Source organism: Arthrobacter sp. N199823, from assembly GCF_002929705.1.
Lineage (GTDB): Bacteria > Actinomycetota > Actinomycetes > Actinomycetales > Micrococcaceae > Specibacter.
The window spans coordinates 20,232-41,535 of the sequence record NZ_PJIN01000001.1 but is presented as its reverse complement, the minus strand read 5'-3'; the positions used below and the strand labels follow the sequence as shown (position 1 = coordinate 41,535).

Here is a 21,304-nt window from a genome sequence, read left to right as displayed (position 1 = left end):
ACTCTGGAGGTCCAATGAGCGAAGCTGAAATACCTATCGAACTCGACAGGCAGAACCCACTCTCGCTGGCTGCCCAGGTGGCCAAGCAACTTCGCACTGCCATCCTCGAGGGACTCCTGCAACCCGACCACACACTTCCCGCGACCCGTCGACTGGCAGCCGAACTGGGTGTTTCACGGGGAGTGGTGGTCCGGGCCTTCGAACAATTATCCGGCGAGGGATTCCTCGAAGGTAGTGGCGCAGGCGGGACCAAGGTGGCGGTACGCCCTGACATTCAAAGACGGCCGCTGATCGAGAAACGGCTGAGTAGCGGCCCGCCCCACAGTGACTTGATTGATCTCACCCCGGGCCGGCCGTCGGCATCCCCCTTCATACACAGGGAGTGGCGCCATGCGTGGAAAATGGCGCTTTCGGAACAAGAAACCACGCTTTTGCCACCGGCCCTCGGGACGCAAGCGCTGCGGGAAGCAGTGGCCCAACATCTGGCAGTGTCCCGAGGACTCCAAGTGGAACCGGAGAACATTATCATCACCGGCGGCTCCAGCGATGCGCTGCATCTGGTGGTCAATATGCTGCGCGGCCAGAGGGATCATCCCCGCATCCTGATGGAGGATCCGGGCTACCCAACGGCACGTCGGGTCATGACTGCCGCAGGTGCGCAAGTGCTCAGCATCCCCGTGGACGAAAACGGTCTGCGAAGTTCACAGCTGGCAACTATCAAGGACATTCCAGATGCAGTCCTCATAACACCCAGCCACCAATACCCGTTGGGCGGCAGGATGGCCGTCCAGGAACGGCTGGGCCTGCTGAAATGGGCTGATACGCATGGGGTGCTCGTCTTGGAAGATGACTACGACAGCGAATTCCGGCACAGCAGAATGCCCCTTCCCGCCGTCGCTTCATTGCCCACGAATGCCGAGGTGGTGCTCCTGGGAACCTTTTCGAAGAACCTGAGCCCGTGGCTGCGCTGCGGATACCTGGTGGTACGCGGTGATTCCGGGCAGCGGCTCAAGGCAGTACGGGAAGCACTGGACACCCCGGTCTCCGGGGTGCTGCAGTCAGCTCTTGCCCATTACATCCAAGGAGGCGGACTTTCCCGGCACGTGGCCCGAGCCAGGCGGGAGTACTCACACCGCCGTTCCCTGCTCATGGAGCGTCTGGGGTCCCGCGGGGATCTGGAGCTTTCGGCTCTCGATGGTGGGCTGCATGCTGTCATTCGGTTTGAAAAGCCCGACGCCGGAGAACTCGCCAACGAGGCGCTGAAGCAGGGCATTCGCGTGGTGCCACTGGCGGGTTACTACGCCGAACGCGCACCCGTGAACGGCCTGATCATTGGCTACGGGGCTGTCACCGACCTCCAACTGAGCAAAGCCCTCGGCATTTTGGGGGATCTGCTGGACTCAACGTCATGACGGCCGATGGGGCCTGGCTTTCCCAGCCCGGTCCAGCGTGTCTTGGAACCGACCAACGGCGTCGCCACAACCTGGCGCCCCAGGAGTACAACGACGGCGGCGCGCCCAGAATATCTCTGGACGCCCCGCCGTCGTACTTCAGTCAGCCGTAGCCTGCAGGCGCAGGGCTAACCCGCTACACCGGCCAGCAGGAAGATGACCGTGGCGATGGCGAAGCCCATGACGCCGATCAGGGTTTCCATGACGGTCCAGGTCTTCAGAGTGGTCTTGACGTCCATGCCGAAGAAGCGGCCCACCAGCCAGAAGCCAGAGTCGTTGACGTGGGAAACCACCACGGAGCCAGCTGCCACGGCAATAACCAGGGCGGCAACCTGCATGCCATTCACACCGGCGATGGCCACGGCCGGGGCGATGAGGCCCGCGGTGGTGGTCAGGGCCACGGTGGCGGAACCCTGGGCAATGCGCAGGATGGCGGCGATCAGGAAGCCTGCCAGAATCAGTGGAATGCCCAGGTCACCCAGAACATCGGCCAATGCCGAGCCGATGCCAGAGGCGCGGAGCACGCCACCGAACATGCCACCGGCACCGGTGATCAGGATGACCGAACAAACGGGGCCCAGCGATGATTCGAGCAGCTTCTCTATGGCTCCGGCGTTCTGGCCGCGGCGGGTGCCCAGGACAAACACGGCCACCAGAACGGCGATCAGCAGGGCAACAGGTGTTTCACCAATGGTGCGCAGAACCTGGAACCACTGCTCGTCTTTGACATCTTCGGACAGCACACCGGAGGACGCCAAGGTGTTCAGGCCGGTGTTGATGAAGATCAAGACAAGCGGCAGGAGCAGCAGGCCAATAATGGTGCGGAAGCGTGGCGGGTTGGACTCGGCATCGGCACTGGCCTGGCCCAGGATTGCCGGGACCGGAAGGACCAACTTCTTGCCGGCCCACAGGCCGAACAGGTAGGCGGTGACGTACCACGTGGGGATGGCGGTGATGAGGCCGGCGATCAGAACCAGACCGATGTTGGCATCAAAGAAGGCAGCGGCGGAAACCGGGCCCGGATGCGGCGGCAGGAAGATGTGCATCACGGAGAAGGCACCGGCAGCGGGGAGGCCGTAGCGCAGCACTCCCCCGCCCAGACGGTGGGCCACGGCGAACACGACGGGCAACATAACCACCAGGCCGGCGTCGAAGAAGATGGGGAAGCCGAAGATCAGGGAGGCAAGGCCCAGGGCGAACGGGGCACGCTTTTCGCCGAACACGCCGATCAGATAGTCGGCCAGCACCTTGGCGCCGCCGCTGGTCTCAACGATGCGGCCGAGCATAGCGCCCAAGCCTACGAGGAGTGCCACGGTGCCCAAAGTTGTGCCGAAGCCGTTGATCAGCACAGGAACTACCTGGTTGGCGGGGATTCCGGTGGCGAAAGCGGTGACGAGGCTGATCACGATCAAGGCGACGAGTGCATGCATTCGAAGCTTGATGATCAGGAACAGTAGGACGACGATCGATGCCGCCGCGATGAGCAGCAGAGGTCCTGCGCCCAGCGTTTGGGTCCATCCTTCGATGACCATGGTTCTCCTTTGAACAGAACTACTTGGGGATTGAGAAAAATTGGGCCGGCTTGGTGGCCGAGCCTAGCAGGCGCTGAGCTCCGCCGGGGCGGGAAGCGTGAGGCCAGCCAGCACGGCGGTGACGATCTCCTCCGGTGAATTGGAGATGTCCAAGCGGAGGCTGCCAGCGGCAAGTTCGTTGCCGGTCAGCGGTTCCAGGGTGGCCAGCTGGCTAGGCAGGAGTGCGGGCGGCATAAAGTGGCCTTCGCGGCCCTGCATGCGCTGGCCGATCAGCTCGGCGCCGCCGTCGAGGTGGATGAACAGGACCCGGCCCTTTGCTTCGGAGAGCAGCGCACGGTAGCTCTGCTTGAGCGCGGAGCAGGTGAGCACGGTACTCGTCCCGGCAGCGGAATGGGCGGTCATCCAGCCCTGGATTTCCTGCAGCCAAGGCCAGCGATCCTCGTCCTGCAGGGGAATCCCCCGGGTCATCTTGTCGATGTTGGACTGCGGGTGGAACTCGTCCGCTTCAGCACACGCCCAGCCAAGCTGCTGGGAAAGAGCTGCCGCAATGGTGGACTTGCCGGAACCGGCAACGCCCATCACCACCAGGTGTGTGGCTGAATACTGCATGTATCAACTCCGAAGAAGACGCCGTTGGCCAATGAAGAAAATTCGTTGCGCATCTCACAAGGAAGTACGCCGAAAAATAAGGTATCACCATTTTGGGCAATAGATACTATCTTTTAGTGTCACAAGTCATACCTTTGCAGATTTTTGGGTACGATCGAAGGGCGCGCAAGCGCTGAGGAAAGCAGGAAAGATGTCGACGGCGACAGTACCTAACGCGGATAACGCGCACGACGGCGGGGCCTCCCCCGCTATGCATGAACGCGTCCTCGAGGCGGTTGGCTCCGCAATCGCTGCAGGGAGTCTTCCGCCGGGCAGCCGGCTGACCCTTGAGGGCCTCCAGCAGGAGTACGGCGTTTCGCGTACCGTTTCGCGGGACACCATGAAAGTCCTGGAGTCCATGAACCTGGTATATTCGCGTCGGCGAGTGGGCATCGTGGTCCAGGAGCGCAGGCTGTGGAATGTCTTTGATCCCAAGCTGGTGCGCTGGCGCTTGGGCTCTGTCCGGCGCGATATTCAGTACAGCAGCCTCACGGAGCTGCGCATCGCCGTCGAGCCCATTGCCGCTGCCGGTGCTGCCCGCCGGGCGAGCGCCGCGGAACGGGCCAGGCTGGTTTTCCTTGCTGCAGAGCTGAGGCGGCTGGGCGAAGCCGGCGAACTCGAGGCGTTCCTGGCGGTGGACATCGAGTTCCACTGCCTGCTGCTCCAAAGCTGCGGCAATGAGATGTTTACGGCGCTCGAAGGCATGGTGGCGCAGGTGCTCACCAGCCGAACCAAGCAGGGCTTGATGCCATTCAAGCCGCGGAACGAAGCTTTGCAGGCCCACGAGGATGTTGCGGCGGCCGTGGCCCGCGGTGACGCTGTCATGGCGGAGACCGCCGTCCACCACATCCTGAACGAGGTCCGGAACGCGATGGGCTTGCGCTGACTCCGCTACTTTGCCGGACGTGCTGTGCCGTTTATGAACCATCACGATCAGCCCGCTCGCCTCACGGCTCGGGCTGATTCTCTTTGCGGAGGCGCCCAGTGGCGGAACATGAACTTTTTGTGATGCCAGACTTTTGACCGCTTCAGCCACTGTGGCCAACCGCCGCAGTATCAAACGCTGTGGAGTTTGAACCGACGACCCCCACTGTCGCCTCTATGGTCCATTTCGACTTGCCAAAAGCCATTCCTGACCTTTGGCAGTGCAGCGAGTGCATAACAATGGATAGTACTTAAGAGGCGGCAGTTGTCACCCAATTTAATGAGTTTCTAATGAGTCGGTTATATGCATCGGCTCTTTCAGGCCAGTGAATAACCAGCCTAAAAATAATCGTCGCTACAAAATTCTGGTCAGAATGTGAACCGGACCGTGGTGTGGAGCGCACATGGGCAGCACCTAGAGGACGTTCGGCGCTGGTAGTTGTCCATACCCAATGTTGGGTAGAGGCCACAGAGGAGCTGAGACCGCTACAAGTTCCTGACTGTGCGCGTGTCTGGGGGTTTTGAAGAACTCGTCTGTTGCGGCGAGTTCGACCAGCTGTCCTTCGAAGATCACGGCAACTCTGTTGCACATGTGCTGGATGATCGCCATATCGTGGGAAATGATCATCAGTGACAGACCTCTTTCTTTATGCAGACGCAACAGAAGGTCAAGTATCCGGCGTTGGCTCAGTGCGTCCAAGGCCGACGTGGCCTCATCGCAGATCAAAACGTCTGGTTCCAACAGCAGCGCCCGCGCAATGGCCATTCGTTGGAGCTGGCCACCGGAGCACTGCCCGGGGCGGTGGTCCAAGAGACGGCTGTCCAGCCCCACCTCGTTGGTGACCCGCTCCACTCGTTCGCGTCGATCAGCCGCAGTGATTTTGGTGTGCCGCAGCAAGGGGGCTTCAAGGCTGGTGCGTAGTTTCATGCGGGGATCGAATGAGTCATGCGGCTCTTGGAAGACCAGTTGCACTTTTGGTCCAACCGCTGCTGATTCCGAGCCGTTCCCGCCCGAGGTGTGGGTGATGTGGCCGCTGTCGAGCTCTTCCAGTCCCACGATGGAGCGTGCCAGGGTGCTCTTTCCTGATCCGGACTGCCCTAGGATGCCGAGGATCTCGCCTCTGTGCAGGGACAATGAGACATTCGACAGTACGGCCTTCTTGCGGCCCCTGCCCATGCGGAATGCTTTGGAAGCGCCGTCCACAGTCAGTACCTTTGGGGCGTTCGTGGAGGTGTGGCCCGTGGATGAGGCTGAGAGACTTGATGCGTTCAGCAAGTGTTTTGTTTCGTCGCTTTGCGGGTTCGACAAGACCTGGGCGGTGGGACCTGATTCGATGATGCGACCGTTTTTCATGACGAAAATTCTGTCCGCGAAGGCGGCGACGGTGGCGATGTTGTGGGTGATGTATAGGACACCGAGGCCGCGGTCGCGCCGTTGACTGTCGATTAGGCTCAGGATTTGCCCTTCCAGGGACTTGTCGAGTGCAGAGGTGGGTTCGTCGGCAATTAGTATGTCTGGCTGGCCGGCAAGGGCGACAGCGGTCATGGCGCGCTGTGCCATTCCGCCGGAGAGCTGGTGCGGGTAGGCCTTCGCGCACCATGCAGGGTCCGGAAGACCGACCTCGGCTAGCAGGGAGATGACTTGTGCCTCGGCGGCATGGCCGCGGAGTTTGCCGTGTAGCCTCAGTGGTTCGCGAAGATGGGCGCCGATGGTCATTCTGGGGTTGAACATTCGTTTGGGCTGCTGGAACAGCATCCCCATCCTGCCGCCGCGCATCTGGTTAAGTTGATTCTCAGTGGCTAGGGTAAGTTCAAGTTTTCCCAAGCGAATGGAGCCTGAGGTGACAGCGAGTTGGGGTGGCAGCAGCTGCATGGCAGACATGGCGGTGATGGTCTTGCCTGATCCGGAACCGCCGATCAAGGCTACAAATTCGCCGGGCTGCACACTGAGGCTGACCCCTGTCAGGACAGGGAGGGGAGCACTTGCTGATGTGGTGCCGCTGGCGTGCAAGTTGTCAATGATCAGGGATTCAGGCATGCGCTTCTTTCGTCCTTGGCGCCGTTATTGCGCGGTTGCCTGCCAGTTCCGTGATTCGTTGGCCGATTAGCGTCACGCAGAGTGCCACGATGAAGATTGCCAGTCCCGGTACAAGTATCGCCAGCGGAGCGCGCTCTGCGTGTGGTTGTGCTGCAGCGAGCATGGCTCCCCAATCCGATTGTGGCGGCTGCACGCCTAGCCCCAGGTAGGACAAGGCCCCGACGCTGATCAGTAACTGGCCAAATCTTAAGGTGGCCTGGCCAATAAGGGGGCCGGAGAGATGCGGAAGGATGTGCCTGAAGATGATGAACTGGGGAGAGCAGCCCACCACGCGTGCCGCTTTCAGGAAGCCTTGCCCTGAGATTTCGTAGGTCAGAGTCCGGGCGAGCCGTGCGAACGGCGTCCAACCAGTCACCGTCAGTGCAAGCAACAGCGAGTGTGTACCTGGACCTGCCGCGGCGACGATGAACAACGCAATCACCATTTCCGGCAGGGCCAACAAAACATCATTCGTTCTTGTAAAGAATTCGTCCACCCAGCCGCCGCGGCGGGCACTAAGCACGCCGATGGCGGTGCCGACGAGTCCCGTTAGTACCGTCGCTACGGCGGCGATCGACAGAGAGAACCGGCCGCCGTCGAGCAAACGACTGAGCGTATCCCGGCCAAGATGGTCCGTCCCGAGCCAGAACGCAGGACTCGGAGAGGAGAATCTCATTCCAAGATTTGGTTCGGCGGGGTCGCGGAGGCCAAACCAGGGAGCCAATGCCACGGCTGCCACAATCACCACCAGAACCCAGACTGCAGCCCTGGTCGCCAACGGTCGTTTAAGCACGGTTGTCTCCCAAAAGTGGGTTCAGTGTTCTATGGACGAGGTCCGCCATGGTGGTAATTGCAACGGCCAATGCCACCACGAGAACAACGCTGCCTTGAGCGACGGGAATGTCATTGTTTAGGACAGCGTCGTAAAGCAGCCTGCCCATGCCTGGTATTGAGAAGATTACTTCCACGATCACCGAGCCACCTAGCAAACCGGCGAACCAAACTGCCAGCAGGGTGGCCAATGGCAGTAGCCCATTGGGGATGACATGCCGCATGATCGTCCTTGGATAGCTCAGGCCCCGGCTACGCGCGGCAGTCACGTGTTCGGCGTCGAGAGCTTCAATCATGCCCGAGCGCACTGCCGATGTGAAGTAGCTACTCGGGCGCGCAGCAAGTACGGCGACCGGTAGCACCAGCGAGGCGCCACTCACCCACCCGGCCGAGGGTAGGAGGGTGAGTTTGACAGCGAATATGAGAACCAACATAGGTGCCAGCCAGTACTCCGGTATTGCGATCAAGGCCTGAGTTACAGTAGTGATCACTCGGTCCGTGCGGCGGCCTTCATGGAGTCCGGATGTGATGCCCAGGATCAGGGACACCAGCACCGCAACACCCAATGCAGCCACAACCAAGGTCAGAGTGATGCCTAGAGCGGGAAGAACCTGCTCCACCACTGGTGTCTGGCTGGAATAGGACAGCCCCATGTCCCCGGACAGGAAACGGCCCAACCATCTGTGGAACTGCACGAATAGAGGGTCATGCAGCCCAAGTTCAGTGGTCAGCGAGGAGATGGCTGACTCATCGATGGCATCACCGGCGACCCGGGAGCGGATGATCTTCCGAGCCGGATCTCCGGGGGTCGCGTAAGGAATCAGAAAGACAGCGAAGGACGCAAGAAGAACGGTGGCCACCAGTGCCACCGTTCTCTTGGCAAGAAAAGCAATCATCTAGCCGGCGTACTTGAAGGTCATGGTCCTATGAACCTGACTTGCTGGTCTTGGCTGTCAAGACATAGCGGGACAAAGGGTCCTGGACATGGTTCTGGACATCTGTGCGGACGGCGTCGATGGCCTGTTCATTGACGAGCCATACATTGACGGCCTGGTCCTGAAGGATTCTGCCAGCGTTTGCATACAGCTTGTAGCGTTCCTTGGCGTCGGTAGTCTTGGCGGCTTGTTCAATAAGCTTGTCGTAGTCGGCGTCGCAGAAATGGCTGAGGTTGTAGCTTCCCTTGCAGGTGTAGTCGGCCGTCAGAAAACCGATCGGATCGGCGATGTCGATCAGGCGGTTGCGCTGGCTGAGCACCATGTCGTAGTTACCTGCAAGTAGATCCGGCTCAACTGAGGCGTATTCCTTGGTCTCAATGGTGATCGGGACACCAATTTTCGCCAGATCCTGCTGGATCACGGCCGCCACATCACCAAACTCGGCACGCTCCACGATCGCGACGATTTTTAGCGGCTGCGTGGCAGTGTATCCGGCCGCCGATAGCAGCTTCTTAGCCTCATTCAAATTCTGCTTCGGGGCTGCGGTCTCTGGTGATGCCCACGGTTCAGACGCAGCGAAGGGGCCGACTGCCGGCAGCGCCGCACCCTCATAGATACTATTTGCCAGGGATTCCAGATCGAGCGCCGAGCGGATCGCCTTGCGGAATTCGACCTTGTCAAAAGGCGCCTTGCCATTATTCATGTACAAGGTGGCAGTTCTGGGGGAATCGGCTTTGAGGACGGAGACATTGTTGTCGCCTTCCAGTGTGGACAGGCTGGCGACGGGGATCGAGAGGGAGATATCCGATTCACCTGTCTGGACCTGGGTGGCACGGGTGGCGCCATTCGTAATGAAACGGACCTCTGCGCCGGCCAGTTGGACCTTCCCGCCCCAATAGTTCTCGTTGCGGTCAAGTGTGAGGGACTGCTTAGGCTTCTCCGAGACTGGTGTGAAGGGGCCAGTGCAGTGACCGAAGGGGTCGATCGTGCCGTCTTTGTAGGCTGCGGGTGCCAGGATGCCTGTATTCACGCTCGCCAGTCGATAGGGGATCAAGGGGCTATCGGAGGGGGTGGTGATTCGGACGGTGCGTGCATCCACCGCGGCCACATCGCTGACGACGTCCGGGTTGAAGGCGCGGGCGGGAACTTTAGCCGCCAACACTGACTGAAGGGACGCCGCGACCGCGTCCGCAGTGAGGATTGTTCCGTCTTGGAACTTCACTCCGTCACGGATAGTGAAATCCCAGGTCAACGGAGAGGTCTGCTTCCAGTCCGTGGCCAGGGAGGATGTCACTTTGCCTTGGGCTTGGTCGAACTTGGTCAGGGTTTCCAAACAGCCTGACAATGACAGGATGTAGGCAGCGTCAGACTCCAAGGCCCAATTGGCCACAGGCGCCCGGAAATTGTCCACGACGATTCTCTGGTTCAGATCCGGGGTGAGGGCAGATGTGGTGGCTCCTCCGTTGAGGCCACACCCTGTGAGAGCCAGAAGCGATACTAGGGCCACCGCGGCTGCTGAACGACGCTTGAAAAACACAAAACCACCTGTTGTTGGGTGCCGATAGTGACCCGATTGAGCCAAACCTTACAGCTCATAAGGTTAGCCTTACCTTTCCGATCGTCCAACTTTGCTCGAAGGCACCCTGAACCGTACCGGCTTTGATGCCGCTGTCTTTTTTGAAAAAGATAGTGAGTATGCCCAAGAATTTTCCCCTGAAGTCCGCGACCGTGCAGTACGTATGGTGCTGTATCGATTGCCGGAGTATCCATCTGTGAATGCTGCTTGCAAAGTGGTGGCTCCGAAGCTCGGCATTGGCACTGAGTCGTTACTGTCGACGCCGCTGGGTGATCCAGACCCAGGTTAATGCTGGTGTGAAGGAGGGTCCGAGCAGTAGCGAGCTGGAGTAGATCAAGCGGCTGCGGGCCGAGGTGCGAGACAGAGAAGAGTCCAACGAGATCCTGAAGCAGGCGTCGATTTTCTTCGCGAGGGAACTCGGCCCTCGCCGCCGCTGATTTGCCGCTTTATCGATGAAATGCGCGTTATTGGTTACGCGGTCGAGTCGATCTGCACTGTCCTGCGAGCGCAGGGCGTGCAGGTCGCCGCACGAACCTACCGGGCCTGGAAGAAACGGCTTCCAGCGCTGCGCACCATGGAGGGCGCACTTGGCTCCGCGTCAAACCGGTCCTCTCTCGTTGTAGACGAGTCAGGCAGTTCGCTTGACCCAGTCGACTGATTTCCTAGTCCTCGACGGCCCGGTATCGACGGGTAATAACTGTCCCGAAGGATCCTGACATGGATCTCAGGACGACCGGTGGCTGTTACAACTCGGTAAGGCCAACGTGTAGTTCTGTTAGAGAGGGAGGGTTGGCTCCCGGGCGTCGGACGGTGATGGCAGCTGCCTTGGTCGCCGTTCGACCGAGTGATTCCAGAACGCTAGGTGTCCAGTCATCGGCGCTATTGGTGAGTAGTCCGAAGATCAGTGCGGCCATGTAGGAATCACCGGCCCCTATGGTATCGGCAACAACCGACCGTACCGCTGGGACGATGACGCCAGAGTCCGGAGTCATCAACAGCGAACCCTTGGATCCGAGCGTAACTGCTGCCAGATCGGCACCGAGCGCGAGTATGTGCTGTCCGGCTTCTTCCGGTGTCTTACCAGGGTAGAGCCATGCCGCGTCCTCATCGCTGAGTTTGACAACGTTTGTGAGGGGTACGAGTTCTTCGAAAATGGAGAGGGCTTCGTGGTGGCTACCGAGCAGATCCGCCCGAATGTTCGGGTCGTAGGTGACGGTGCTGGTTCCAGCGCAAGTTTGCAGTATGGCCTTTACATCCGCGGCTCCGGGGGCGAGAAAACTCGCAATCGATCCAGTATGAAGAAGCCTGGGCTGGTATGCGAGCGCAGCCGAGTCCAAGTCCCAGGTGAGGTCAAAAGCGTAACTGGCAGATCCGTCGTCGGCCAGTGTTGCTGTGGCTGTTGATGTGGTGTCCATGGACCGAGAGCCGGGCAAAAGCGTGACGCCAGCGCCCGCGAGGTGGGCCTGGATAGCGGCACCGCGAGCGTCGTTGCCGATGGCAGTGAGGAATCCGGTGGACATTCCCAGCCGGGCGAGACCAAAGGCTACATTTGCGGGTGACCCGCCAGGATGTTCGGAGACAACACCATTGGCATGAACTACGTCGATTAGCGCTTCACCGAGCACAATTACGTCGAAAGCGTCGGAAGCGGCGGCAGAAGGATTCATCGTAGGTACTTTCACGTTGCGGTCAGCGGGCGGAGGTCGAATTCATGGTCCGCCGGTGGTTGTGAGGGATAGCTGCGGCGGAGCCCCGGAATAGGGATCCGCCGCAATGGTGGGATCTCATGCAGGACGCCGAACTTCTTGCGTGTCAGGTTGTTCAGGAGGGAGCGGTGACGGCAGTGGATAGTTCGATGGTCTGATGAGGGCGCGGCTTCTGCGAAACAGCGCCCTCACCGGAGGTAACGCCCCGGTCTAGGGGAAGAGCGTTCGGGATTCTTGCTGTGAATCAGCCATGTCCCATGCGTCAAAGCGCACCAATTCGGTTGTGCCTTCGGCGGTGAGGGTGACGGATTTGCCGCCCAGGGTGGGATAGATGCGGCCGGTCAGGGCAACGCCGTTGGCGAATATTTCCGCTGCAGACCTGTCCACAATGACACGCAAGTGAACTCGTCCCTCCGGCATGGAAACCGGTCCGAACTTGTCCTCTACATCAACCTCGGAATCGAGGCTGCTACGGGTGCGGTCCAGACGCAGGGTTCCTGCAGCCGATCCGTCGGTGCTGCAGCTGAGCTCGATAATGGTTTCTTCTTGAGCGCGCCCAGAATCATTCAGCTCGGCAGAGGCGAGAATTCCGAGCTTGAACACGGCACCGGTCTGGAGTTGAAGATCCAATTCCAGATCGAGTTGGTTACCGGAGAACTCGCCGTCCAGAAGAAACGAAGCGTCAGTTAAAACCTGAGCGACCACACTGCGGTGATCCCGGCGCAATTGCTCGACTTCCGGAACCGGAGCGAAGCACAGCGAACCATCCTTCGCTACAGTCACTGTCCGGGGCAAGCTCATCACGCCGGACCAGCCAGCTTCCACCATCGCCTCATCGCTGCGGCCTTCTTGCATCCAACCAAACATCACCCGGCGCCCGGACTCGTCCTGGAAGGATTGGGGCGCGTAGAAGAAGCGTCCACCGTAGTCCAAACGGTGCAGCGCTGCTGGCTCAAAACTGTCTCCGGCGTAGCGGCCTGTCCAGTAGAGCGAGTGGCGAGTGTCGCCGTTGTCCCATGCTGAGAAAACCAACACGTCCGGTGAGCCCTCCTCGGCAGCAGTACCCAATGATCCGCCACCGGCGCGGAACAAGTCCACACACTCCCACATGGTCCCGGTCCAATCTGTGTCAGCGGGGTCACCGTGTGAGGCATCGCCAATGAACAAGGGTCCAATGTAGTCCCAAGAACGCAAGTCATCAGACTCGTAAAGGAACGCAGTTCCGCCCCTTTCGCGAATACCGGACCCAATTAGCTGGCGCCACTTGGTGCCCTCACGCCACACGCAGTGATCGCGGTAGGCAGTGACCTCAACGCCGGCGGGAGGTCCGGCAATAACCGGATTCTCTGGAATTTTGGTCCAGTTCAATAGGTCCGGGGTACCCACAGCAACACAGGGCAGTTCGTGTTCGCCGAGGCGTCCTGAATACACCAAGGTGGGTGTCCCGCCGTCGTTCACTAGAACACCTGACCAGCAGCCCTCGGCGTCCGGACCCGCGGACGGTTCCAAAGCTACCGGGACGTCCTTCCACGTCACCAGGTCTGTGCTGATGGCGTGCCCCCACTGGATCTGGTGATGGAAAGCACCCTCAGGGTTGTACTGGTAAAAGAGGTGGTACGTACCATTCCACTGGCTGACGCCGTTGGGATCGTTGAGCCAGCCCGCGGGGGAAACAAAGTGAAAGCGCGGTCGAAGCGGGTCAGCCTCCGCCCGTGCAATCAGTTCACCCTGCGGAACGGTAGCGAGCGGGTGGGCAATTACGGTCATGCGGAAACCTTCATTTCAGAGTCGTCGGCGGGCAGTGCCGGTTCGCCTGCCAATGCGTGTCCCCCGGCGCCAGCCCACGGACGGTACAGGTGACAGCGCACCCAGTGCCGGTTCTCCGGATCACCCACTTGATGGCGGACGGACTCTTCGGAAGAGCAGGCCTGGTTCGGATCGCCTTCGAAAGCACACGAGGTAGACGCCATCACTGCTTGGCGCAGTTCTGCACGGCGCACAGGATCATAGGAGCCTGCACGGGCCGGATCCGGCACCGCCGAGACCAAAAGTTGGGTGTATGGGTGGGCCGGGTTGGCCAAAAGATCCAGCGACTCGCCCTGTTCAACAATTTCCCCGGCAAACATCACTGCAATTCGGTCAGCCAAATAACGGGCGGAGGCGAGGTCGTGGGTGATGTAGAGCATCGAGATGCCCTTGTCATCGCGCAGTTTACGCATCAGGTTCAGCACACCGATCCGCACCGAAACATCCAGCATGGAGGTGGGCTCGTCAGCCAGAATTACTTCCGGTTCCACCGCGAGCGCCCGGGCAATAGCAACGCGTTGACGCTGCCCGCCGGAGAGCTCGTGCGGGTAGGAGTTGAGCATGTCCGGCTGCAGGCCAACCGTGGTGATGAGTTCTTCGAGGCGTCTCTGGGTTTCCTTCTCGGAGCCACCGGTTTTGCCGTGGATCGTCAAGGAGCGGCGCAAGAAGTGCTCAATGCGATGAGCTGGGTTCAAGGAGCCAAAGGGGTCCTGGAACACCATTTGAACCTGGGCACGGAATGCCCGGGACGCCTGGAAGCGATCGCGTTTGAGAACGTCAACTCCGTCCAACAGGATCTCTCCGGTGGTGGGTCGCTCCAAGCGGGCAACACAGCGCGCCAGGGTGCTTTTGCCGGAACCTGACTCGCCTACGAGGGCCACAATCTCACCACGGCCCAAGGACAAATCAACGCCGTGCAGAGCACGGACCGATTCCCTGGAGAACAGTCCACCCAGGGGGAACTGCTTGCCCAAGCCACGGATTTCAAGTGCCGGGGTGTCATCTGTGGGCCGAGTTGAGGTAGGCATTGCTGAGTGACTCATTGTGCAGCTCCTTCAAGGACGGCTGGGGTGATCTCCGGAGAGTCTCCGGAGGGGGCCACAAAATGACCGGGGAACACTTCGGTAAGATCTAGGATGTTGCGGAATTTCACTCCCTCGGCCAGGCCAGTCAGGGGAACTCTCGGACCGGTCAGGGGAGGGAAAGCGCCCATGAGCGCTTGAGTGTAGGGATGTTGCGGGTTGGTGTGGATTTCAGATGCCTTGGCCGTTTCCACGATCCGGCCCCCGTACATCACACCCATGCGGTGGGATAGCTCCACCATCAAGGACATATCGTGTGTGATGAACAGGACCGAGAAACCCAGTTCACGCTGAAGTTCTTTGATCTGTGCCATGATTTCCTGCTGCACCACCACGTCAAGTGCCGTGGTAGGTTCATCCAAAATAAGCAGCGACGGCTTGAGAGCAACGGCCATGGCGATGACTGCACGCTGGCGCATGCCGCCTGAAAGTTGGTGCGGATAGGATTTCAGACGAGAGGGGTTGATCCTCACGAGTTCGAGCAGCTGGCCCGCACGGTGCAGGGATTCTTTGCGGGAGTAGCCGGCGTGGGTCGAGTAGATATCAGTGATCTGCTCACCAATGGTCAGCACCGGGTTGAGCGAATTCATGGCGGACTGGAAAACCATTGCCACGTCTTGCCAGCGGAAGCGCCGGAGCTCTTCGGTGCTCATGGCAAGGACGTCTTTGCCGCCGAAGCGGATGCTGCCGCCGGCAATCTTCGCCGGGTCCTTGAGTAGCCGCATGATCGAGTTGGCAATGGTCGACTTACCACAACCGGATTCACCGGCCAGGCCAAAAATTTCGCCGGCGCCGATGCTGAAGGAGACGCGGTCCACGGCGGTGGTGGAGCGGGTGTCGCCGATGTACTTCACGGTGAGATCTTTGACCTCAAGAACTGGCTCATGTGAGCCGAGGGATGTCTGGGAGACGGTCATTTCGTGACGCTCCTTTCGGGGGTGGTTGCCGCGGTAGCAGGTACGACGGCGGCAGCGGACTTGGGTGCCTTGATCTTGCGAAGGCGCGGGTTAGTTACCTCGTCGACTGCGTAGTTGATCAGGGACAAGGCGAAGGCCACAAGTGCGATGCACAAACCTGAGGGAACAAATACCCACCAGCTGCCTGTCAAGAGCGCGCCTTCATTGCCGGCCCAGAAGAGGTTGTTTCCCCATGAGACGGTGCTGGTGTCACCCAGGCCCAGGAACTCCAGGCCAGCTTGTGCGCCGATGCCGTAGATGACACAGCCCAGCAGAGTGCCCATGACAATTGAGGCCATGTTGGGCAAGATTTCGCGGAACATAATCCGCCCGGCGCGTTCACCGGACACCACTGCTGCTGCCACGAAATCCTTGGAACGGATGGAAAGTGCTTGGGAGCGGAGCACACGTGCAGATCCGGCCCAACCGGTGATGATCAGGACAACAATGACTGTGCCCAGTCCCGGCGGCAAGAATGCTGCGAGAATCACCAGCAGGGGCAATCCGGGCAGGAGCAGGAATACGTTGGTGATCAGCGAGAGGGACTCGTCAATGAACTTACCGAAGTATGCCGATGCCAGTCCCACGAGGATACCCACGAAGGTTGAGGCGAAACCTACCGTCAGACCCACCAGCAGGGAGCTGCGGGAGCCGTGCACGGTCAGGGCCAAGACGTCCTGGCCTTTGGCGGTGGTGCCAAGCCAGTGTTCGGGCGAGGGTTCAAGACTTGCCATGTCAGTGATCCGGGAAGGGTCACCTGGAAACAGGAACGGTGCCAACAATGCCAGAGCAATGAAGATCAGCAGGATGGTGGCGCCGACCATGGCTTTGGTGTTGGTAAACAAGCCGTGAACCAGGCCCTGTTTTGGTTTTGTTTTGCGGAGCTCCACAGTGGGCTCAATAAGTGTGGTCATAATGATCCCTAGTTGCTGCGTACACGCGGGTCGAGTCGGACATAGAGGATGTCCACCAGGAAGTTGGCTATCAGTACAGCGGCGGTGATGGTCAGGAAGAGTCCTTGCATCAGCGGGTAGTCCAGGCCTTGTACTGCAGTGAGGAGTTGGTAGCCAACACCGGGGTAAGCGAAGACCACCTCGGTGAGCATGGCGCCACCGACTACGAAGCCAAGGCTCATGCCAAAGCTTGTGACGGAGGGGAGCATGGCGTTGCGAGCTGCGTAACGGAACATGATGCGTCCCGGGCGCAGGCCCTTGGCCTCGGCCATGGTGATGTAATCCTCGGAGTTGGTGGCAATCATGGTGTTGCGCATACCGAGCATCCACCCACCGACGGAGACCAAAACTATCGTCAAGGCTGGGAGCACAAGGTGGGCTCCGACGTCGGAAATGAATTCCCACGAGAAGCCAGGTTCCAGGCCGTCGCTGAAGGCGTGCCGCAGCGGGGCCCAGCCCAGAATCACACCGAAAAGGTACAGGGCACCCATGGCGAGCCAGAAGTAGGGGAAGGATCCGATGAAGATCAAGATGGGCGGCAAGGCGGAGTCAATAGTCCCGCCGCGTCGCCATGCAGCCAAGATACCGAGAAGGTTACCCAGAACGGCGGCAATCACCAGTGCGGTTCCGCCCAGAAGGAGCGTCCAGCCAATCTGTCCGGCGATGACTTCTGTGACCGGGGTGGGAAAGCGGGAAATAGAAATGCCCATGTTGCCGGTGACGATGTTGTGCAAGTAGTCGACGTACTGCTCCCAAATGGGGCGGTCGTCCACACCGAGCAACTTGCGGAGTGCGTCGAGCTGTTCTGGCTGCATCTTGCCCTGCGTGCGGGCGAACATGCGTGAGACGGGGTCGCCCGGCATGAAGCGGGGAAGTAAAAAGTTTAGGGTAATTGAGGCCCAGAAGGCGATCAGGTAGAAACCCAGACGGCGCAGGATAAAGCGCACGGATTCCCTCCGTTCGGTAAGTGCGGGTGGCCGGAACCGCGGGAGTTCACGGCCGGGAAAGATGGCAGACCATTACGCTGCGGCTCAAGAAGTTTGGTGTTTGAGACGGTAATGGTGCGCGCACGGTGGCGTCGCGGCTCACTTGCAGTGAGCGGCGCCGCCACCGTGCGGCGGTAGTGCTACTTGCTGGGTTCCAAGGTGGTGAGAACCAGCACCGTGGTGGGAGAACGGTCACTCAGAGTCGCGTAAGGGTTCTCTTCTGTGGGCCATCCGCTGAAGTGGATGTCCGTGTAGTTGCCCCATTCAGGACCGGAGAACAACGGCACCAGCGGGGCGGTGGCGTTGTATTCTTCCTGGAGCTTGTTGGCAATGTCCTTTTGCTTGGCTTCATCACCGGCGGCAACGAATTCTTTCAAGAGCACATCTGCCTGCTTGTCCCCGAAACGGTGATAGTTGTCGAAGGTTTTGGTGCCAACAGCCTTGACGGTGGCGCTGCCCATGGCGTTGTTGAAGTACTTGAACGGACTGGGATCGTTGGCACTCCAGACAATACCGGTGTCGAAGGTGCCCTGTTCGTAGCTGGCAACAACCGAGGCCCAGTCAGGGGAATCAACCTTGGCAGTGACGCCAACGCTCTGGAGGTTCTGGGCGATCACGTTGGCTACTGAGAGCCAGTCCGAGGAGGAAGAACCAACGGCGATCTTGAACTCGAACGGTTTTCCGTCCTTCAAGGTGCGCTTACCGTCAGACCCTTTGGGGTAGCCGGCGGCGTCGAGAGCCTTGTTGGCCTCGTCTACGTTCAGCTTGGTCCATGTGCAGTTGTCCTTAACTTCCGGGTTCTTCCACTTGTCATAGTTGCCGGAAAGGCCGGTGCAGTCAGCCGGCTGGGCGTAACCGCTCATACCAATCTTGGTCACCTGGTCGCGGTCAACGGCCATACTCAAAGCCTTGCGGACCTCGGGGTCGTTGAACGGGGCCTTGGTGGTGTTCAACTGCCAGTTGATCATGGAACCCGTGGGAGGGAACCAGTAGTGGCGGTGATCCTTATCCTTGGAGATAAAGGTCTTTTCGATGTTCGGGATGTACTGGTTGGACCAGTCCACGTCTCCGCTTACGCTTGCCAAGTTGGCTGCATCGTTGCCTGACATGGCGAGCATCTTGATGCCTGCAATCTTCTGCTTCTCCGGCTGCCAGTAGTTGGGGTTCTTCTTCAGCACGTATGACTGAGCCTGGAAAGAGTCAACCTCGGTGTACGGGCCAGTGCCAACGGGCTTGGCGTTGGGATCCTTGCCTGGGTCGGCGATTGCAGACCAAATGTGCTTGGGCAGGATGGGCAACTGGCCTACTTCATAGAGAGCGGGAGACCATGCCTTGTTGAAGGTGAATACAACCTTGTTGGTGCCTTCTGCTTTGGCGCCGACGAGGTATTCGAAGCCACCCTTGAGCTTCTTCTGAAGCTCGAAGGTGTAAGCAACGTCGTCAGCAACGAGCGGCTTGCCGTCAGACCACTTCACGCCGTGACGCAGGGTGAAGGTAATGGATTTGCCATCGGTGGCGGGCTTCCATTCGGTGGCGAGCCACGGAGTGGTGTCTCCCTTGGCCGGGTTGAAGACCATCATGGGTTCGTAGATTGCCTGATTGACCATGGGGTTCACGGCCGGGGCAAAGGGGTTGAAGTTCTTGTCAAAGGTGCTCATGTCTTCGCGAGGAATGGTGAGGAATGCACTCGCATTCGCTGCGGCGTCCGCGCCAGTGGGTTTGTCGACGGTGGCCACGCAGCCTGTCAGCAACATTGCGCCGACTGCCAGTCCGGCCGCGGCGATGCGGGTAGACGTCAAAAATCTCAGTTGTGCCATGATGGAGTTATCTCTTTCCTATTCTTCATCAGCAAGGTGAAGGGGTGGGTGGGGTTTAGCTCTTCGAAATTGATTTCGCGGTCAGACCGAAGAGCGTTCTAGCAGCGGACAGTCGACTAGTTGCTGATTAGCAACAATCGACTGTCCTGCTGTAAGGATGGCGAGCGTTTGGACGCCGAGGGCGCCCATTTTTTGGAAGGGCAACGCAACCGTTGTGAGCTTCGGCCTTAGATAGGCCGCAATGAGCTCTTGGTTGTCGAAGCCGATCACGGCAATGTCCTCGGGGATTCGTAGTCCCCGTTCCTTGATCGCGTCGTAAGCGCCCATGGCCATACGGTCATTGAGGCAGAACAGCGCTGTTGGGCGGTCTTTTTCCGGGTAGCGATCAAGAATCTGGCACGCAGCATCATAGCCGCCGTCGGCAGTGGCATGTCCGGTCACCACAAGTTCCGGGTCCAGTTCTAGGCCGGCTTCGGCAAGGGCTTCGCGGGCACCTGCCAGGCGGCCAACTGAGGCGGGAATGATGGGATCCAAGTTGATTACACCAATGCGCTGGTGACCCGCTTTGAGCAAGCGTGCAATAGCCACTCGGCCGCCTCCGTGTTCGTCCGGGACGATCGAGGGGAGTTTGCCGTCAAGATCAAAGCAGTTGATCAGCACCGTGGGAACTTCATGTGCGCTTTGGGGAACATGGACACCACGGTGGAACGTTGCAGCGTAGAGCAGACCTTCGACGCGCTGTTCCAGCAGCTTTTCGATTGCCGCATCTTCCATGCCTTTGTTTGGACCTACAGCATCGGCTTGGTCAGAAGGTGCAATCAGGAGGAAGCGGCGGTCCAGCCAGGCTTGGTCTTGGGCGCCTTTGATGGTGTCAACGGCGAAGGGGGCTGTCACAATCTCGGTGACAATTCCGTACCAGTCGCTGCGTTGGGAGGCCAGAGCCCGGGCGCCGGCGTTGGGGCGGTACCCCAAAGCCTGCACGGCATCTTTGATCCGGGCCCGGGTATCTTCGGAGATGCTGGCGTCTTGACGGTTGTTCAGAACGAAGGAGACGGCCGTCCTGGAGACGCCAGCATGGATGGCTACATCCTTCATGGTGACCGCCCGCTGACGCACGGCCGTGGCCTTGCTCAGGTTGGTGGTATTCGCCATTGAAAGCTCCGTTGATCTTCGTTGATGCTGGACGTTGTGCCAGCTTCCATCGGTAGGTGTATTCCAGTAATACTCATCTAGTAACGCGCGCAACTAGATGATGTGATTTAGATTACGCGCGTTACTTCCGCGCTGTCAAGAGGACGACGAGACTCATCCAAAATGTTCCCGAGATGGGGTGCGTGCCGCTTTTGAGGAGTGCTCGCGAAATCTCTGGTGCATGGTTGGGTGCTTTGTTGTGCTGGAGGGATGCACAGGAAGACGAAAGTCTGCGCATAGGGAAATCTCGAAGAAGGAAGCCGGGGCGAATTGGGTGGCGTCGAAGCCGCCAAAGGCGAGATCCTGGACCGGCTGGTGGCCGAGGTGGGCTGATCCGGAGCGAATGCCCGCCGCCAACTCGGCAGGGCATTCAAGCGACGAGGCTCGGCCCGCGTGGCGGGGCAGCCGTGCGGGAATTACCTGGCCGCGGTCATGGAATCCACGTTGGCCAACACGAAAGCACATGCACGTGCCGGTTATTTCGGCAGTACGTGGATCCGTTCTAACGTCTGAGGACGCCTCGGCAAAGGCTAACCCGGATACAGGTAGGGGATCAATTAAACGAGCCAATAATGAGCCCTGACAGAATTGCGCAACCCGAGGCCACTCCCCCACAGCAAAACCGCAGGTCAACGGCACCACCCCACCCACTGTTAGCCATTCAGACCGACGACCATTGCGTTCGAATGCCAGCGCCATTTAGACGCGAAACGACGAGACGGAAACCCGTCTCGTCACTGTCAAAAACCCTCTAAATCCGGACTTTTTGGCCCTCCAAAATTTGAGGGCCACTTCTCGGATTCGAACCGATGACCCCCGCTTTAGGCTGAGAG

General features: G+C 59.6%; 17 protein-coding genes. 3 read left to right on the top strand and 14 right to left on the bottom strand.

What is annotated here, in order from left to right:
• Positions 1–14 precede the first annotated feature (14 nt).
• Complete coding sequence (locus CXQ93_RS00195; RefSeq protein WP_104108499.1) at positions 15–1,412, top strand: PLP-dependent aminotransferase family protein; 1,398 nt, start codon at positions 15–17, stop codon at positions 1,410–1,412.
• 167 nt (positions 1,413–1,579) lie between these two features.
• Here the strand turns inward: CXQ93_RS00195 and CXQ93_RS00190 are convergent, their stop codons facing one another.
• On the bottom strand, positions 1,580–2,983 hold the full coding sequence (locus CXQ93_RS00190; RefSeq protein WP_104108498.1) for a GntP family permease: 1,404 nt from the start codon (positions 2,981–2,983) through the stop codon (positions 1,580–1,582).
• Positions 2,984–3,046: 63 nt separating this feature from the next.
• Positions 3,047–3,592: a gluconokinase gene (locus tag CXQ93_RS00185; RefSeq protein WP_104108497.1), complete on the bottom strand. Its 546-nt coding sequence runs from the start codon at positions 3,590–3,592 to the stop codon at positions 3,047–3,049.
• A 190-nt stretch (positions 3,593–3,782) separates the two neighbouring features.
• On the opposite strand from CXQ93_RS00185, the gene CXQ93_RS00180 reads away from it, so the two are divergent.
• Positions 3,783–4,517 (top strand): FadR/GntR family transcriptional regulator, encoded by a 735-nt coding sequence (locus CXQ93_RS00180; RefSeq protein ID WP_104108496.1) that lies wholly within the window; start codon positions 3,783–3,785, stop codon positions 4,515–4,517.
• A 453-nt stretch (positions 4,518–4,970) separates the two neighbouring features.
• Here CXQ93_RS00180 and CXQ93_RS00175 read toward each other — a convergent pair whose 3' ends face one another.
• From CXQ93_RS00175 to CXQ93_RS00160, 4 genes are read right to left on the bottom strand one after another with little or no spacing between them, the layout of a single operon-like run.
• A complete protein-coding gene (locus tag CXQ93_RS00175) occupies positions 4,971–6,593 on the bottom strand; it encodes an ABC transporter ATP-binding protein (protein WP_104108495.1) in 1,623 nt (540 codons plus the stop codon).
• Positions 6,586–7,425, bottom strand: a complete 840-nt coding sequence (locus CXQ93_RS00170) for an ABC transporter permease (RefSeq protein ID WP_258068492.1) — start codon at positions 7,423–7,425, stop codon at positions 6,586–6,588. The genes CXQ93_RS00175 and CXQ93_RS00170 overlap by 8 nt, the downstream gene beginning before the upstream one ends.
• Complete coding sequence (locus CXQ93_RS00165; RefSeq protein ID WP_104108494.1) at positions 7,418–8,359, bottom strand: ABC transporter permease; 942 nt, start codon at positions 8,357–8,359, stop codon at positions 7,418–7,420. Before CXQ93_RS00165 ends, CXQ93_RS00170 begins: the two co-directional genes overlap by 8 nt.
• A gap of 28 nt (positions 8,360–8,387) precedes the next feature.
• Positions 8,388–9,935, bottom strand: coding sequence for an ABC transporter substrate-binding protein (locus CXQ93_RS00160; RefSeq protein ID WP_104108493.1), 1,548 nt, complete (start codon positions 9,933–9,935; stop codon positions 8,388–8,390).
• Positions 9,936–10,026: 91 nt separating this feature from the next.
• On the opposite strand from CXQ93_RS00160, the gene CXQ93_RS00155 reads away from it, so the two are divergent.
• The gene (locus tag CXQ93_RS00155; RefSeq protein ID WP_104108492.1) at positions 10,027–10,263 is read left to right on the top strand and encodes a hypothetical protein; all 237 of its coding nucleotides are present in this window, start codon (positions 10,027–10,029) and stop codon (positions 10,261–10,263) included.
• Positions 10,264–10,717: 454 nt separating this feature from the next.
• Here the strand turns inward: CXQ93_RS00155 and CXQ93_RS00150 are convergent, their stop codons facing one another.
• The 8 genes from CXQ93_RS00150 to CXQ93_RS00115 form a co-directional block, all read right to left on the bottom strand.
• Positions 10,718–11,641: a carbohydrate kinase gene (locus CXQ93_RS00150; RefSeq protein ID WP_104108491.1), complete on the bottom strand. Its 924-nt coding sequence runs from the start codon at positions 11,639–11,641 to the stop codon at positions 10,718–10,720.
• A 249-nt stretch (positions 11,642–11,890) separates the two neighbouring features.
• A complete protein-coding gene (locus tag CXQ93_RS00145; RefSeq protein ID WP_104108490.1) occupies positions 11,891–13,447 on the bottom strand; it encodes a glycoside hydrolase family 32 protein in 1,557 nt (518 codons plus the stop codon).
• The gene (locus tag CXQ93_RS00140) at positions 13,444–14,529 is read right to left on the bottom strand and encodes an oligopeptide/dipeptide ABC transporter ATP-binding protein (RefSeq protein ID WP_104108489.1); all 1,086 of its coding nucleotides are present in this window, start codon (positions 14,527–14,529) and stop codon (positions 13,444–13,446) included. The genes CXQ93_RS00145 and CXQ93_RS00140 overlap by 4 nt, the downstream gene beginning before the upstream one ends.
• Entirely contained in the window at positions 14,526–15,485 is a 960-nt protein-coding gene (locus CXQ93_RS00135; protein ID WP_104108488.1) for an ABC transporter ATP-binding protein, read from the bottom strand. The genes CXQ93_RS00140 and CXQ93_RS00135 overlap by 4 nt, the downstream gene beginning before the upstream one ends.
• Entirely contained in the window at positions 15,482–16,438 is a 957-nt protein-coding gene (locus CXQ93_RS00130; RefSeq protein ID WP_104108487.1) for an ABC transporter permease, read from the bottom strand. Before CXQ93_RS00130 ends, CXQ93_RS00135 begins: the two co-directional genes overlap by 4 nt.
• An 8-nt stretch (positions 16,439–16,446) precedes the next feature.
• Entirely contained in the window at positions 16,447–17,424 is a 978-nt protein-coding gene (locus CXQ93_RS00125; protein ID WP_062292393.1) for an ABC transporter permease, read from the bottom strand.
• Between the two features lie 179 nt (positions 17,425–17,603).
• The gene (locus tag CXQ93_RS00120) at positions 17,604–19,280 is read right to left on the bottom strand and encodes an ABC transporter substrate-binding protein (RefSeq protein WP_104108486.1); all 1,677 of its coding nucleotides are present in this window, start codon (positions 19,278–19,280) and stop codon (positions 17,604–17,606) included.
• Positions 19,281–19,361: 81 nt separating this feature from the next.
• The gene (locus tag CXQ93_RS00115) at positions 19,362–20,432 is read right to left on the bottom strand and encodes a LacI family DNA-binding transcriptional regulator (RefSeq protein ID WP_104108485.1); all 1,071 of its coding nucleotides are present in this window, start codon (positions 20,430–20,432) and stop codon (positions 19,362–19,364) included.
• Positions 20,433–21,304: the final 872 nt, after the last annotated feature.